Consider the following 14,071-nt stretch of genomic DNA (forward strand, 5'->3'; position numbering starts at 1 on the left):
GTAGCAGCCATGTCTGAAAAAACTCCTGTTCCGGCTCCGGCAGAACAACTCCAAGAGCCCTTGCGCTCCGAAGCCGCGGTGATGGCCGAGGCCCGGCGTCGTTCGCGCCGCTCGTTTATCGGCCTGGGGCTGGCCGGCCTAGTGGGCCTGGGCGGCTGGAAATGGCTGATTTCGCAGCCCGAAGACGACGGCATTCCGCGCCCGCTGCGCAAGGTGCTCGACGCCAACGGCCGCCTCAGCCACGCCTATTACAAGCAGACGCGGCTGGCGCCGGAGTTTGCCCGCAGCCGCGCCCGCGCCCCGCGCAAAAACGGCACCTACGGCCTCAAAAGCGAGCTGGACCCGGACACTTGGCGGATGCGCGTGCAAGGCTACGGCACCGACAAGGTGCAGGAATTTACGTTGGCCGACGTGCAGGCACTACCCAAAGTGGAGATGGTGACCGAGCTGAAATGCATCGAAGGCTGGAGCGTGGTGGTGCACTGGGCCGGCGCCCGCCTGTCCGATTTTCTGGCCAAATACCCGCTGGCCAACCGGAGCGGCCAACCCTTCGACCCGCGCAACCCGCCCGCCGACGTGGCGCCCTACGCCGGCCTCGTCACGCCCGACGGCAAATACTACGTGGGCCTCGACCAGGACACCGTGCTCCACCCGCAAACGCTGCTCTGCTACGAAATGAACGGCAAGCCCCTCACGCCGGAGCACGGCGCGCCGCTCCGCCTCGTCACCCCGCTCAAATACGGCATCAAGCACCTCAAGCGCATCGGCACCCTGACTTTCGCCGATACCCGGCCCAATGACTTGTGGGCGGAGATGGGCTACGACTGGGATTCGGGGCACTAAGCGAAATCGTGAAATGATGAGTTTAAAGTTCTGGTTGCGTTGTTGGCGCAAGAGAAGCATCGGACTCACCATTTCACCAACGCACATTAATGCACCACCCGCAGCTCGTAGCGCTCGGGCGAGGTGCCGGGAATGTGCCAGGCGCCCACGCGGCTGGGACCGTAGCCCAGATTCACCTTCAGCCATTCGTCGCGGGTGGGCAACATGCCGATGATTTCCTGTTCGAGGTGGGCCAGGTCCTGGCGCAATTGCTCCACGCTGTGAGCGGGCTCGTTCTGACTTGTGCTTGACGCGTTGGCCTGCGGGACGGCAATGGCGCGCTGGATGGCTTTCTCAGTTTCCAGATAAGCATCTACTTTTTCCTCCAGCGGAACGAGGGCAGGGTCGAGGTAATCAAGATTGGAAGCCATAAATGGGGCGCTTGTTGGTACTGTTTCGGGAGCAAAACGGGCAGTTTGGCCAAAAAGATACAGCGACGCCCAGCCGCCCTCAGCTGGCGGCAGTACTTGCGCTGGCGGCGGGCCGGTTGCGCTGGCACTTTTCGCCGCAATATTTTACGTCGTCCCAACTGTTGCGCCACTTTTTGCGGTACTCGAATGGCCGCCCGCAGGTGACGCAGATTTTGGTGGGCAACTGCCCTTTACGAAGTTTGGCGGGGAGCATCGGGCGCGAAAGGGAGACTTTGTGGGAAGCAAACCCCCGGCGGCCCTGCGAAGTTTTGGGTACTTTTCGGCCACGAAGCCGTAAAGGGGCCGGCGGCCGTTGCCAGGCCGCCGGCCCCACGCCAACCCTGCGTATGACCACAACCACCGCTCCCGACATTCTGGGCCAGGCCCTGCTCGACTACCACCACGGCCAAGCCAAAGCCACCGTCACGGTGCACTGCAACGTGGCCGACGACGAGCCGCTGCCCGCCGCCTACTTCTTTCGTACAGTGCTGCAAATGCCGGAGCTGGAGCGCCAGGCCCTCGACGAAAGCCGGGGCCGCGTGCTCGACCTGGGCGCCGGTGCGGGCTGCCATTCGCTGGAGCTGCAAAGCCGCGGCTTCGAGGTGAAAGCCGTGGACGTGTCAGCCGGCGCCGTGCAGGTGATGGCCGAGCGAGGCGTGCTGGCCGTGGCCCGGCACGACCTGTTTGCCCCGCTGCCGCCCACCGAACGGCCCTACGACACCATCCTGCTGCTTATGAACGGTCTCGGCCTGACCGGCACCCTCGAAGGCCTCGATAAATTCCTGGCCCACGCGCGCGTGCTGCTGGCGCCCGGCGGCCAGATTCTGGCCACCTCCTCCGACGTGCGCTACCTCTACGAAGACGAGGACGGTGCCCTGCTCCTCAACCTCAACGGCCCGTATTACGGCGAGGTGCGGTACACGCTGAGCTACAAGGGCCAGGAGGGCGAGCCTTTCCCGTGGCTGTTCATCGACGCGGCCCTGCTCAACGACGCCGCCGAAGCGGCCGGCTACACCGCCGACTTCATCGGCGAGGACGATAACGACCAATACCTGGTGCGCCTCATGCCCGTGGGCCTGGAAGAGCAACGGGTACAATAACAACCAATAAAAAGAATGACCAACGCCGTCACTTACCGCACTCGCTGGGCCGACATGGACCCTAACGGCCACATGCGCCACTCCGCCTACGCCGATTTTGCCGCCGACCAGCGCGTGGCCCTGCTCGCCCAATGGGGCTACGACGTGAAACGCTTCGCTGAGCTGCGCCTGGGGCCCATTCTGTTTCGGGAAGAAACCAAGTACCTAAAAGAAGTAAACATCGGCGAAGAAATCCGCGTTGACGGCCTCTTGGCCTCGGCCGTGCCCGACGGCTCGCGCTGGAGCATCGTGCACACCATTTATAAGGCCGACGGCCGGGTGGCCGCCACCGTCACCGTCGACGGCGCCTGGCTCGACCTCGACCGCCGCAAGCTCACCGTGCCGCCCGCCGAACTGGCCGCGGCTTTCAGCGCCATGCCGGTGTACGAAGCCCCGGCCCGCTAGCTCGCGCCTACGCTGCTTTCGGCGCGGCCTGGGCCGTGCGCAGCGCCTTCGTGATGCGCTCCATTTGCTGCTGGTGATGCAGCAGGTGGTCGAGCAGAAACTCCATGACCTGCCCGATGGTGATGCGCCCCGAGCGCGGGTGCGGGAAAATGGCCCGGTTCATCAGCCGGCCCGGAAACTCGTTGAGCAGCCGCTCAAGCTGGCGGCGCGTGCTCTCCCAGGTGAGGCGCAGTTCGGATAGGTCGGGCAGGTTGCCGGCATCAGTGAGGGTAGCCACGCCGCGCGGGGCCTTGTATTTGAAGCCCGGCAGACGCAGAAGTAGCCGGACCACGCGGGCCCGCAGCCGCGTCAGAAGACCTACTTTGGGCAACGATTCTTCGGCGTGTACTTTTTTCTGCACGTACTGCAGAATGTTGCTTTCGATGAACAGCAGGTGGTGCACCACCTGCGTGGCCGACCATTGTCCTGGCCCCGGCGCGCGGCCCGCATCCGTCCCCAATGCCTCGGCCGAGGCCAGGAGCCGCTCGGTGGCGCGCTCCAGTTGTTCAAATTTGAGGTGAAGGCGGTGGTTCATACGGGAGGATTGATGGGAAAATGGAAATGGTTATTGTGTAGTTTTGAATTTAAGAATCGAATAGTAAAGAAAGGTACGCCACCTTGTTTGGAATGTTGGCTAAGCACACGGGTATGAAGAATCGGATTGGGCAATTGCAGAATTGGGCTCAACAGCGTCCGGCGTGGGTGGCGATGGGGGTAATACTGTTGGCGTACCTGTATTACCTGCCCACCACTGACTACCTGACCCTGCATTACGATGCCAACAGCTACTGGGACCTTTCCAAACAGCACTTTGCGTCCGGGCATTTTTCCTTCCTCAGCAGCTACGACCCCCTACGCGGGTATCTGTTCCCACTGTTGTTGAGCCCTTTGGTAAAGCTCGTAGACAGCCAGCAATGGCAGACGCTCAGTGTAACCCGTGTGGTGGGCGCCGGACTGGCCGCCGTGTTGTTCGGATGGTCGGTGCCAGCTCTGTGGCAGACCATCACCGGAGGGCCACCTGTGGGGGTGATTCGTCGACTGGTTTTTGCGGCCCTGGGGTTTGCCTTGTGGCGCAATTACTTCAATTTCTGCCTCACCGATTTCCCTGCCATGCTGGCCTTGTGCGTCTCGCTTACTTGTTTACTTGGCAAGCAGCGCATTTGGTTGGGGTTGTGTGCCGGGATGGCCATCGCGGCGGCGTTAAACCTGAGGCCCGTTTTTCAGGCCGCCCTGCCCGCCGTGGCCTTGCTGGCCCTGTTGCCGCCGCCCGGCCAGGGGTGGAAATGGGCCGCAGCCCGTTTTGGGGCGTTTGGGTTGGGCATGGCCTTACTCCTCGCTCCACAGTTGTACTTCAACTCGTACCACATGGGCGTGAACGTGCCGTGGGTGCTCACGTCCCCTCCTGGCACGCCAAGCCTATACATTCAGCAACTGGAATGGGGCCTGACCATGCAGAAGTACGAAACCAACGTTGGCGATGATTACCGCTACTCCAATATGGTGTTCATCGACCAAGAAGGGCGTGACCTGTTGCATCAGAATGTTTACCTGCATTTAACCGGTGTAACGCAGTACGTGCATCTGCTGCAGCAATATCCGCTGCCGCTGGTCGGCGTGTGGTTTCGCCATGTTTTCAACGCTATGGACGTGCAATACCCCACGCCATACATCCGCTATGTATTCACGCCGACCTGGAAGCTGGCCTGGCTGAACTATTCCATCTGGTGGGCGTGCCTGCTATTGGTCGTGCGGATTCGCCGCCCCCTGAGTGGCTGGCCTCGCCTGATGATTGTGGTGGCTGCCTTGCTATTGCCTTGCGCTGCGGTGGTGCCCACGGCCATTGAGTGCCGGTATTTGCTCCCGCTTCATTTGCTCTTGAGCGCAGCCGTGGCTTTTAGCGCCCGGCCAGTGGCGTGGTGGCGAAGCGTGACAAACCGCCAACGGGCCGCTGCACTTGCCCTGTACGCGGTGGTGATAACCAGTGCCTTCTACGCGTCGTCTCAGGCCCAGCTCTCCCTGACCGAAGCGCCGCGTGATATTGTGCAGGATATCCAGAATTCGCTGCTGCCCGCCCGAGAGGAAGCCTGGTAAGGCTCGCCGCCATTGCCTGCGGGATGCGCCCTGATACTCTGAGGCATCGGGAAAGCGTCCATAATGCTGGGTGAAGCGCCTGTTTGAAAGCGAAGGACCCCGCTGACAGCGCCAGCGGGGTCCTTTATCTAAAATCAACGCCTTGTTTTATTGTTCGGCGCGTGTTCCTACGCTTTGGCGTAAGTCACTTCCTTCACGGCCTTCACCACGCGGGCCACGTTGGGCAGCGAGGCTTCGATGAGGGTGGGCGCGTAGGGCAGGGGCACGTCGGCGCAGGTAATGCGGATAACGGGGGCGTCGAGGTAGTCGAAGGCGCGGCGCTGCACGATGTAGGCCAGTTCGCCCGAGATGCTGGCCAGGGGCCAGGCTTCTTCGATGACCACCATGCGGTTGGTTTTCTTCACCGAATTCACGAGGGTATCGTAGTCGATGGGGCGCACCGAGCGCAGGTCGATTACTTCGGCTTCGATGCCTTCTTTGAGGAGTTCATCGGCGGCGGCGTAGGCCACTTTCATCATTTTGCCGAAGCTCACGAGGGTCACGTGCTTGCCCTGGCGCACCACGTTGGCCTTGCCGATTTCGAGCAGGTACTCTTCTTCGGGCACTTCGCCCTTGTCGCCGTACATCAGCTCCGACTCCATGAAAATAACCGGGTCGGGGTCGCGGATGGCCGATTTCAGCAGCCCTTTGGCGTCGTAGGGGTTCGAGGGAACCACCACTTTCAGGCCGGGGGTGTTGGCGTACCAGTTCTCGAAGTTTTGCGAGTGCTGGCTGCTGAGCATGCCGGCGTTGCCCGTGGGGCCGCGGAACACGATGGGGCAGGAATACTGACCGCCCGACATCGAATACAGCTTGGCGGCCGAGTTGATGACCTGGTCGATGGCCACCAGCGAGAAGTTGAAGGTCATGAATTCGATGACCGGAATCAGGCCATTGGCGGCGGCGCCCACGCCGATGCCGGCGAAACCCAGCTCGGCAATGGGGGTGTCAATCACCCGTTCGGGCCCGAATTCGTCGAGCATGCCTTGGCTCACTTTGTAGGCGCCGTTGTACTCGGCCACCTCTTCGCCCATCAGGAACACCCGCGGGTCGCGGCGCATTTCCTCGGACAGGGCCTCGCGCAAGGCCTCACGAAATTGAATTTGACGCATGATTTTCTTTAGGTAAACAGCGGTTTTGGGCCGTTTGGCAAAGCTACGACAGCAGGGGGCGTTGGGCCAAGCTTATCGCAAGGCCTCCCGAAATACCTTGCCCTGGGCGTAGTCCTGAAATTCGAGGTCCTCCACGGCGCGCTGGGCGTAGCTGCGGTCGAGGGCCACGGCTTGCTTCAGCAATTGGCCCATCTCAGCTTCGTTCTTTTGGCGGGCGGCCACCACGGCCATGCCGTAGACGGGCGCCGCCGCCGTGGGGCGCAGGGTTTGGGCCAGGCGGTACTGCTCCAGGGCCAGGTCGTAGCCTTCGCGGCCCACCAGAATCAGGCCTTTGTTGAGGGCGTTCTGGTAGGAGGGGCCGGCGTATTGCAGGCTGCGCAGGGCTTCGTCGGGCTGGCCCACTTCGATTTCGAGCGCGGCGCGGTCGGAGAAAATCTTGCGCAACAGCGGGCGCGGGCCGCCCAGCTTGATGGCGTAGTCGTAGTTCTGCAGGGCTTCGAGGCGGTCGCCGGCGCGGTGGTAGGCGGTGGCGGCGTGGTAGAAGAACTCGGCCGTGGGGTTGCGGTGCGCGGCCAGCGTGAAGTTGACAGCGGCGCGGTGGTAGTAAGCTTTCTGGGTTTTGAGCGTGGGCTCTTTCTCGGCGCGCTGCAGCAGCACCACGCCCAGGTTGTGAAAAGCTTCCCAACTGTTGGGATTGTTGGCGGCGGCCACCTCGTAAATGCGCTGCTTCTCGGCCAGCAGGGGCGTGAGCGTGGCCGAGTAGCGCAGCTCCTCGGGCGTGAGGGCCTCGGCTTCCACCTGCTTCTCCACTATTTTTTTCGAGAGCAAGTACACTTCCGAGTCGTAGCGCTTGGGGGCGGTATACGTCACGGCCACGGTGCCGAAGCGCAGCACCGGGTAAATGTATTCTTCGATGTAGTCGAAATACGAAAGCTTGTGCAGCGCCTTTTCCTTTTGCTCGAACGTGCCGCGCGTGTCGTTGATGATAGACACCACCGAATCCATCTGCTCGGGCTTGAGCGCCGAGGACGTGACCTTGCTCAGAAACGTGTCCCACTTGCGCACATAGGCCAGGGTGTCGAAGCGAATGTTCTCGTTTTTATTGAGATACGAGAAAGTTTTGACGCGCTGCTTGTAATAGTACAGTAGCATACGGACGCGCTTGCTGGCCAGGGCCCGGTTGTGGGCGTCGGTCGAGTCAGGCGAATGGCCCGCAATGATGAGCACCTGCTTGGTGCGCTGGTTGGCGTCGATAAGGTCTTCCAGAGCCTGCACGTTGGTGCCCAAGTAGCCGCGGATGAACCACTTGTCTTCGTCGAAATAAAACGGCAGCACACGGGTGCCGCTCATGGTGTTGTTGGCGCGCTCGGGCAGCAGGGTCAGCACGGTGTCTTCGCGCGTCACCAGGCGGGCCGGGTCGGCGATGCCGCGGGCTACCAGCAGGTCGTCGTTGGCGCGCAGCATTTTGCCGTTCTTCTTCAACTCGCGCACTTGGCCGCGGGCCAGCAGCTCGCCGGGGTTGCGGCCCGGGGTGTTGGGAATGCTGAATTTTTGGGTGGCCACCAGCTGGCCTTTGTGCTCATCGTCGTACACGAAATTGCCCACGGTGAAGGCCAGGCGGCCGAGGGTGTCTTCGCGCAGGCCGTGCTCGTAGCGGTAGCGCAGCAGCACTTCGTATGCTACGCCCTTATGCAGGTGGTTGGCGGGCACGCGGGCCGTTACCTCGAAGGGCACGGCCTCGCCCGAGGCGAGAAGCGGAGCGGGGCGGGCCACCACGGTGCGCCCGGATTCGGCCTGTTTCAGCACCCGCGGCAGGGCGCAGGCCGAGAATAACAGGGGGGCTGCCAGCAGCCATTGGGCCACGGGCCGCAAAAAATACCTCATCGAAATGTGCTACGTCGGGAAACGAAAACCTGCCCTTCAAACGTAAAAGACCCGAAATTAGTCGGGTCAGGGCCGGCGAATTTACGCGGATGAGCTTGCCCTCGCCCCCGTAAGGCCTTATCTTAGCCCAGACAATCTGTATTTCGCTAGCCGCTACCGCCCATGAAACGCTTCACCGACTACCTCGAAACACAGTCTTTTGGTTTGTGCTCAGCGCTGGCGCAGAAGTGGGGTTTCAGCACGCGCAGCGTCCGGCTGTCGTTCGTGTATGCGTCGTTTTTCACGTTCGGCTCGCCCATCGTGCTCTACTTCGCCGGGGCTTTCTGGATGAACGTGCGCCGGGCCATGCGCCAGCAGCGCAGCACCGTGTGGGATTTGTAAGTCCCTGTTTCGGCTGCAAAAACGCTTTCGGAAGCTAACCAGCCCCCGCGCTACTCCTTCTCGGCGTCGTATTCCTTGGCCTCGCGGTTCAGCTCCTGCTGCTTGGCTTGCTTGTGGCGCCGCTTCTCGCCGTTTTCGGGCTTGCGCTTTTTTACTTTCTTGGTTTTGTCGCGGTGCTTGACGTGCTTGCTCGAGTGCTCTTTCTTTTTGGTGAGCGAGCGGTTGGCATGGCCAAAGCGGTGGAAGCCCTGTGCCGCCACCGGGCCCAGCGAAATCAAGAACAGCAGCACCGAGGCCAGCGTCAGAAGTAGCGCTTTTTTCATCGAAATCAGAAAGGTGAACGGCCGCAGGCGAGCGGCGGAGGCCAAATATAGCGGCCGACGCCGCCTAGCGCAGGCCCAAGTCGCTGAACTTGCGCTTGCCTTGGGCAAAGTAGGCCCACACCACACTGCCGTGGTACACGCCCTGGCGCTGGGCCACGCGCAGGTGCGGCCGGGCTTCGCGCCGCTTCCGGCGCCAGTAGCCCAGCTTGCCATAAAAGCTGAAATGCGCGCGCAGCACCGCCCAAAAGTTGCCCAACTCGCCGCTTAACAGAAACTTCACGCCGGCCACGCCGTCGAGCACCAGCCGCTGCCACAGGGGCCAGAGCAGTTCGCCGGGCGCCGCATTTTTGAAGAGCAGCGCCAGACCGTTGCGGAAGTTGAGGTAGGTTTTGCGGGGGTTGGTTTTGGGCAGGGTGCCGCCGCCCACGTGGCGCACGGCGCTGCCGCCGTGGTACCACACTTCGTGCCCGGCATTTTGCAGGCGCCAGCAGAAGTCGATTTCCTCCATGTGCGCAAAAAACGCGGGTTCGAGGCCGCCGAGGGCGTGCCAGGCGCTGCGGCGCACCAGCAGGCAGGCACCGCTGGCCCAGGCCACGGGACGCGAGTCGTCGTACTGGCCCTGGTCTTTTTCGAGGGTGTCGAAGAGCCGGCCGCGGCAGAAGGGGTAGGCCAGCCGGTCGAGGTAGCCGCCGCCTGCGCCCGCGTACTCGAAGTAGGTGGGGTCGGCGTGGGTCAGGATTTTGGGCTGCACGGCGGCAATGCGCGGGCTGGCTTCGAGCAGCGCGCGCAGGGGGCGCAGCCAGCCCAGGGTCACTTCCACGTCGGAATTCAGCAGCACGAAAAAGTCGCTGTTCACTTGGGCCAGCGCCTGGTTGTAGCCTTCGCAAAAGCCGAAGTTGCGCTCCAGCAGCAGCAGTTCCACCAGCGGAAACTCGCGCGACATCAGTTCCACCGAATCGTCGGTCGAAGCGTTGTCGGCCACGATGACGCGGGCGCCGTCGGCGTGGGTGAGCACGCCGGGCAAAAAGCGGCGCAGAAAACCGGCGCCGTTCCAGTTCAGGATGACAATGGCCACGTCGGCGCAGGCGCCAACGTTTGGCACAGCGGCACTAGGCGCCAAAACCGCTCAAATCGAGGCCGGGCACGTTGGGCATCAGGCCGCTGGTTTTGCGTTGGAGCTCTTGGCGGGCCAGCTCGGCTGCTTCGTCCAGGGCTTTGTTCACGGCGGCTACCACGAGGTCGGCCAGCATGTCGCGGTCCTGCGGGGTGAGCAGGGTTTCGTCGATTTCGAGCTTGAGCACCTTGCGGTGGCCGCTGGCGGTGGCGCGCACCAGGCCGCCGCCAGCTTCGCCCGTGGCCGTAATGTGTTGGATTTCCTGCTGGGCCTGCTGCATTTTGTCCTGCAGCTCTTTCACTTTGCCCATCATGCCGGAGAGGTCGAATGCCATGGTATCAGTTTTCAGTTATCAGTAAGCAGTGAACAAGCGAATGTGTCAAAAGTGAGCGGCTTGCTTCTGCAAAGACGCCGGAACCCGGCCGAGGGTTCGCCGCGGGGCTTATTTTAGAATGGTGACCGAGCCCGAAGCCGTGAAGGGTGTGCCGTCCTCGTTGTTTTGCTGGAAGCGCCACACGTAGCCGCCCAGCACCGGCGCGTGCCCTTTGATGCGGCCGTCCCACACGTCGGCGCGCTGCGTGCCGCGGAATACTTCCTGCCCGTTGCGGTCCACCACCACGAAGGTGTAATCCTTCAAATACTTGCCTTTTACTTCGAGCACATCGTTCAGCCCATCGCCGTTGGGGGTGAAGGCCGTGGGGATGGTGAGGAACAGCGGCCGCGTCACGGTGGCAATGTTGGAGTAGCTGACCGTGCCCGCCGGCAGCCCCGCCCCGCTGATGCGCAGGCGGTAGCGCAACACCTGCTGCGTGGTGTTGGGCGACAGGTCGGTGTAGCTGTTGCCGCTCACGGCAATGTTGTCTATCACCTGGTTGTCGGAGCTGAGGCGTTCGAGCACGTAGCTGGCCGCCGCGCTGGGAATGGGGCCGGTGAAGGCCGACCAGGACAGGCTGGCTGTGGTGCCGTCGGCATCGGCCGGGCTGGCGTTCAGCAGGCTGGGGCAGGTGGCCGCGCTTTCGGGCGAGGCGTTGCCGCACACGTCCGTGATGCGCACCGAGTAGCAGGGCGAGTTTTTGCGCAGGTCTTCCAGCGCCGTAGAGTCGCGGCGGGGGCGCAGGCTGGTGGCGCTGCCAAAATCGGTCGGGCTCCCACCGGCCAGGCGGCGATACGAAAGCGTGCTGCCGGTGGGCAGGATGCCGCCGGCCAGCACCGGCCGCAACTCCACCACATTGCGCACGTTGAAGCTGGGCACCAGCAGCGGCTGCTGGGGCGGCAGGTTGGATGTGGTGAGGACAGTGACGGCGTTGGAAACCGACTTCGTGCCGTTGGGATAGGTGGCCGTCACGATATAGGAGTAGCTGGTGCCGCATTGCACGTCGCTGTCTTCCAGGCCTCCCGAGATTGAAGCAATGCCCGTCGTGAGCATCTTGCCGTCGCGGCTCACGGTGTAGACCGCGCCCGAACCACCGGCGTCGCTGAACAGCAGCTGGTTGCGGTTTTGCGTGGAATTGCCCGTGAGGTTGAGCGTACAAATCAGGTCCGAGGCCGCGGTGCTGAGCTGGCAGGCATCGGTGCGCTGCAGGCGGTAGCACCCGGGCGCGGCGCCGGGCACGGCGAAGGAGGTGCTGCCGGCGGGCACCGTGGCCACCGTGGCAAAGCCGCCGGGCGCGCTGGCATCGGCCCGCTGCAGGGTGTAGAAGTAGCCGGCCGGCAGCTGGCCAATGGCGAGCGTAGCCGTGCCGCCGGGCAGGGCGCCCTGCAGCGTGAGCGTGGTGAAGAGCGGCGTTTGGGGCGGCAGCAGCGCAGCCACGGGCTGCGTGGCCTGCTGGCTTTCGCAAATATTAGGCGCCGTGTAGTGACCCACCACCGTGACCGAAGTAGCTCCGCTGGCCAGTGGCACCACCGCGCTGCGCTGCCCGGGGTTGAGATTGAGCGGAGCGCCAGAGCCGGATTGCACCGAATAGTAGTCGTATACTAGGTCGGTGATGGTAATCAGCGCGTTGCCACTGGGGCAGGGGGCCACCGTAAAGGTCGGGGCGGTGTTGTCGTAGACGCGGAAGGTGCGGATGTAGTAGGTTGAACCTGGTCCGCCCGTGGGGTCATTTGCCAACTCCGAAACGGTAACCAACCCAACATCCGCCTTAGTAGGTGTGTAGATGTAGGGGGTAATATTATTATTGGGTGGCTGACAACCCGGGAACACAGTGCCCGTCCCGGGCAGGACGCCGTAATACAGTAAGCGGGCTGGAACAACCCGGCCGCAAGCCAACTCGAAGTGCACGGGCCTGCCTACGCAAAACGAGTTGACTTCCTGATTACTATTATTGTCGACTGCGATAAAAGTACATGCGGGTTGATTGGCAGAAGGGCACACCTGTGCCCACGCGGCATGTATAGCAGCTAACCAGAAGAGGAGGAGTAAAAAGCAACGGTTTGCCAACGTCATATAAAAGAACACATAACGCTAATGGGCACTAATTAGCATTCAGCATCGCCTAAATTATAAGCTGCGCTCTGGCAGAATGTTGATGCCTGCGCTGCAATTGTGATTCAAAGAAATGCTCGGCTTATTGCCAGTCAAACTTACGGACGAAGGCGGCGGCTTTGTGTAAGTCGGGGTAGAGCACCCGGTCCTGGCCCACAAATTTTACCTCCTGCTGGAAGGCGGCCACCACTCGCTCCAACTCCTGCGAGGTGCGGCCGGGGCGCCGAAACGCCAGGGCCTGCACCGCCGTCATCAGCTCGATGCCCAGCACCTGCTCCACGTTGTCCAACACGCGGCGCGATTTGGTGGCGGCGTTGGCGCCCATGCTCACGTGGTCTTCCTGGCCGTTGCTGCTCACAATGCTGTCGACCGAGGCCGGCGTGCACAGCTGCTTGGTCTGGCTCACGATGCCGGCGGCGGTGTACTGCGGTATCATCAGGCCGGAGTTCAGGCCGGGCTCGGCCACCAGGTAGGTAGGCAGGCCGCGCTGGCCCGAAATGAGCTGGTAGGTGCGTCGCTCCGAGATGCTGCCCAGCTCGGCCACGGCCACGGCCAGGTGGTCGAGGGCCAGGGCCAGGGGCTGGCCGTGGAAGTTGCCGCCGCTCAGAATGAGGTCCTCGTCGGGGAAAATGTTGGGGTTGTCGGTTACGGAGTTGCATTCGGTTTCCACTACCTGGGCCACGTAAGCCAACGCGTCGCGCGAGGCGCCGTGCACCTGCGGCTGGCAGCGGAAAGAATAAGGGTCCTGCACGGCGTGGCGGGGCTGGGTCTGCAGTTCCGAGCCAGCTAGCAGCTCGCGCAGGCGCCGGGCCACCAAGACCTGTCCGGCATGCGGCCGAATGCGGTGCAGGTTCTCATTAAATGGGTCGGCACAGCCCCCGAAAGCTTCGGTCGACAGCGCGCCAATGACGTCGGCGGCGTCGGCTAGGCGCTGGGCGCGTAGCACCCCGTCCACGGCATAGGCCAGCATGAACTGGGTGCCGTTCAGCAGCGCCAGGCCTTCCTTGGCCTGCAGCGCCAGCGGGTCCCAGCTGAAGAGGCTCATGGCGTCGGCGGCGCTCAGGCGGTAGCCCTGGTAGTTCACTTCGCCCAGGCCCAGCAGCGGCAGGCAGAGGTGGGCCAGCGGGGCCAAATCGCCGCTGGCGCCCAAGGAGCCCTGCTCGTATACCACGGGCAGCAGCTCGCGGTTGTACATGGCCACGAGGCGCTCGGCGGTGGCCACTTGCACGCCGCTGTGGCCGTAGCTCAGGCTCTGGGCCTTGAGGAAGAGCATGAGGCGCACGAGGGGCTGCGGCACTTCGGCGCCGGTGCCGCAGGCGTGCGACATCATCAGGTTGACCTGCAGCTGGGCGCGCTGCTCGGGCGCGATGCTCACATTATACAAGGAGCCAAAGCCGGTGTTAATGCCGTAAATCGGCTTGTCTTCGTGCGTCAGGCGCTGGTGCAGGTATTCGTGGCAGGTGGCGATTTGCGTTTTGGCGTCGTCGCCAAGTTGCACGGGCCGGCCGTCGGCCAGCACGGCGGCCAGCGCGGCCAGGGTGAGGGGCTGCGCGGGCGAAATGGTATGGGTGGGCATTAAGAGGGGATGGGGGTGGCTGGGGGTGGCTGCAAAAATAGAAGCATTTCCACGGCAAGCCCCGCTGGTCGGCTTAGCGCCGTCGACCAGCGGCCCGCCCGCGTCGATAAACGGCCGCGGGCGCCGTTAATCTTCGCCAGTACTCCGTCTGCCTACGGCCGCTGGCAGCAGGGCGATAATACGGGCGGGGA

The 14,071-nt window shown here is 62.9% G+C and carries 15 protein-coding genes; 5 read left to right on the forward strand and 10 right to left on the reverse strand.

Features of this window, described 5'->3' with window-relative positions:
• Positions 1-9: 9 nt before the first annotated feature.
• Entirely contained in the window at positions 10-843 is an 834-nt protein-coding gene (locus MUN81_RS09725) for a molybdopterin-dependent oxidoreductase (protein WP_245117106.1), read from the forward strand.
• Between the two features lie 86 nt (positions 844-929).
• Here MUN81_RS09725 and MUN81_RS09730 read toward each other — a convergent pair whose 3' ends face one another.
• The gene (locus MUN81_RS09730) at positions 930-1,253 is read right to left on the reverse strand and encodes a hypothetical protein (RefSeq protein WP_245117107.1); all 324 of its coding nucleotides are present in this window, start codon (positions 1,251-1,253) and stop codon (positions 930-932) included.
• 79 nt (positions 1,254-1,332) lie between these two features.
• Positions 1,333-1,665, reverse strand: coding sequence for a DUF2256 domain-containing protein (locus MUN81_RS22805; RefSeq protein ID WP_348533169.1), 333 nt, complete (start codon positions 1,663-1,665; stop codon positions 1,333-1,335).
• Here MUN81_RS22805 and MUN81_RS09740 point away from each other — a divergent pair.
• Positions 1,640-2,392: a class I SAM-dependent methyltransferase gene (locus tag MUN81_RS09740; protein WP_245117109.1), complete on the forward strand. Its 753-nt coding sequence runs from the start codon at positions 1,640-1,642 to the stop codon at positions 2,390-2,392. The genes MUN81_RS22805 and MUN81_RS09740 overlap by 26 nt on opposite strands.
• A 15-nt stretch (positions 2,393-2,407) precedes the next feature.
• A complete protein-coding gene (locus tag MUN81_RS09745) occupies positions 2,408-2,836 on the forward strand; it encodes a thioesterase family protein (protein WP_245117110.1) in 429 nt (142 codons plus the stop codon).
• A gap of 7 nt (positions 2,837-2,843) precedes the next feature.
• Here MUN81_RS09745 and MUN81_RS09750 read toward each other — a convergent pair whose 3' ends face one another.
• Positions 2,844-3,410 carry a DinB family protein gene (locus tag MUN81_RS09750; RefSeq protein ID WP_245117111.1) on the reverse strand — a complete coding sequence of 189 codons (567 nt, stop codon included), beginning with the start codon at positions 3,408-3,410 and terminating at the stop codon, positions 2,844-2,846.
• Between the two features lie 113 nt (positions 3,411-3,523).
• Here MUN81_RS09750 and MUN81_RS09755 point away from each other — a divergent pair, with 113 nt between their 5' ends.
• The gene (locus MUN81_RS09755) at positions 3,524-4,966 is read left to right on the forward strand and encodes a hypothetical protein (RefSeq protein ID WP_245117112.1); all 1,443 of its coding nucleotides are present in this window, start codon (positions 3,524-3,526) and stop codon (positions 4,964-4,966) included.
• 167 nt (positions 4,967-5,133) lie between these two features.
• On the opposite strand, the gene MUN81_RS09760 is transcribed toward MUN81_RS09755, so the two are convergent.
• Both MUN81_RS09760 and MUN81_RS09765 read right to left on the reverse strand, forming a co-directional pair.
• Entirely contained in the window at positions 5,134-6,117 is a 984-nt protein-coding gene (locus tag MUN81_RS09760) for a pyruvate dehydrogenase complex E1 component subunit beta (protein WP_190922105.1), read from the reverse strand.
• 72 nt (positions 6,118-6,189) lie between these two features.
• On the reverse strand, positions 6,190-8,001 hold the full coding sequence (locus MUN81_RS09765) for a tetratricopeptide repeat protein (RefSeq protein WP_245117113.1): 1,812 nt from the start codon (positions 7,999-8,001) through the stop codon (positions 6,190-6,192).
• 162 nt (positions 8,002-8,163) lie between these two features.
• Here MUN81_RS09765 and MUN81_RS09770 point away from each other — a divergent pair, with 162 nt between their 5' ends.
• Entirely contained in the window at positions 8,164-8,382 is a 219-nt protein-coding gene (locus MUN81_RS09770; RefSeq protein WP_046242767.1) for a PspC domain-containing protein, read from the forward strand.
• A 50-nt stretch (positions 8,383-8,432) separates the two neighbouring features.
• On the opposite strand, the gene MUN81_RS09775 is transcribed toward MUN81_RS09770, so the two are convergent.
• The 5 genes from MUN81_RS09775 to hutH form a co-directional block, all read right to left on the reverse strand.
• Complete coding sequence (locus tag MUN81_RS09775) at positions 8,433-8,705, reverse strand: hypothetical protein (RefSeq protein WP_245117114.1); 273 nt, start codon at positions 8,703-8,705, stop codon at positions 8,433-8,435.
• Between the two features lie 64 nt (positions 8,706-8,769).
• On the reverse strand, positions 8,770-9,807 hold the full coding sequence (locus MUN81_RS09780) for a glycosyltransferase family 2 protein (RefSeq protein WP_245117115.1): 1,038 nt from the start codon (positions 9,805-9,807) through the stop codon (positions 8,770-8,772).
• A gap of 7 nt (positions 9,808-9,814) precedes the next feature.
• A complete protein-coding gene (locus MUN81_RS09785) occupies positions 9,815-10,153 on the reverse strand; it encodes a YbaB/EbfC family nucleoid-associated protein (RefSeq protein ID WP_245117116.1) in 339 nt (112 codons plus the stop codon).
• A 108-nt stretch (positions 10,154-10,261) separates the two neighbouring features.
• Entirely contained in the window at positions 10,262-11,929 is a 1,668-nt protein-coding gene (locus MUN81_RS09790) for a gliding motility-associated C-terminal domain-containing protein (protein ID WP_245117117.1), read from the reverse strand.
• A 457-nt stretch (positions 11,930-12,386) separates the two neighbouring features.
• A complete protein-coding gene (hutH, locus tag MUN81_RS09795) occupies positions 12,387-13,880 on the reverse strand; it encodes a histidine ammonia-lyase (RefSeq protein WP_245117118.1) in 1,494 nt (497 codons plus the stop codon).
• Positions 13,881-14,071: the final 191 nt, after the last annotated feature.

The organism is Hymenobacter sp. 5317J-9, assembly GCF_022921075.1.
Classification (GTDB): domain Bacteria; phylum Bacteroidota; class Bacteroidia; order Cytophagales; family Hymenobacteraceae; genus Hymenobacter.

Coding starts and splice junctions, on each gene's coding strand:
- MUN81_RS09725 (WP_245117106.1), top strand. CDS start 10: ATGTCTGAAAAAACTCCTGTTCCGGCTCCGGCAGAACAACTCCAAGAG.
- MUN81_RS09730 (WP_245117107.1), bottom strand. CDS start 1,253: ATGGCTTCCAATCTTGATTACCTCGACCCTGCCCTCGTTCCGCTGGAG.
- MUN81_RS09740 (WP_245117109.1), top strand. CDS start 1,640: ATGACCACAACCACCGCTCCCGACATTCTGGGCCAGGCCCTGCTCGAC.
- MUN81_RS22805 (WP_348533169.1), bottom strand. CDS start 1,665: ATGTCGGGAGCGGTGGTTGTGGTCATACGCAGGGTTGGCGTGGGGCCG.
- MUN81_RS09745 (WP_245117110.1), top strand. CDS start 2,408: ATGACCAACGCCGTCACTTACCGCACTCGCTGGGCCGACATGGACCCT.
- MUN81_RS09750 (WP_245117111.1), bottom strand. CDS start 3,410: ATGAACCACCGCCTTCACCTCAAATTTGAACAACTGGAGCGCGCCACC.
- MUN81_RS09755 (WP_245117112.1), top strand. CDS start 3,524: ATGAAGAATCGGATTGGGCAATTGCAGAATTGGGCTCAACAGCGTCCG.
- MUN81_RS09760 (WP_190922105.1), bottom strand. CDS start 6,117: ATGCGTCAAATTCAATTTCGTGAGGCCTTGCGCGAGGCCCTGTCCGAG.
- MUN81_RS09765 (WP_245117113.1), bottom strand. CDS start 8,001: ATGAGGTATTTTTTGCGGCCCGTGGCCCAATGGCTGCTGGCAGCCCCC.
- MUN81_RS09770 (WP_046242767.1), top strand. CDS start 8,164: ATGAAACGCTTCACCGACTACCTCGAAACACAGTCTTTTGGTTTGTGC.
- MUN81_RS09775 (WP_245117114.1), bottom strand. CDS start 8,705: ATGAAAAAAGCGCTACTTCTGACGCTGGCCTCGGTGCTGCTGTTCTTG.
- MUN81_RS09785 (WP_245117116.1), bottom strand. CDS start 10,153: ATGGCATTCGACCTCTCCGGCATGATGGGCAAAGTGAAAGAGCTGCAG.
- hutH (WP_245117118.1), bottom strand. CDS start 13,880: ATGCCCACCCATACCATTTCGCCCGCGCAGCCCCTCACCCTGGCCGCG.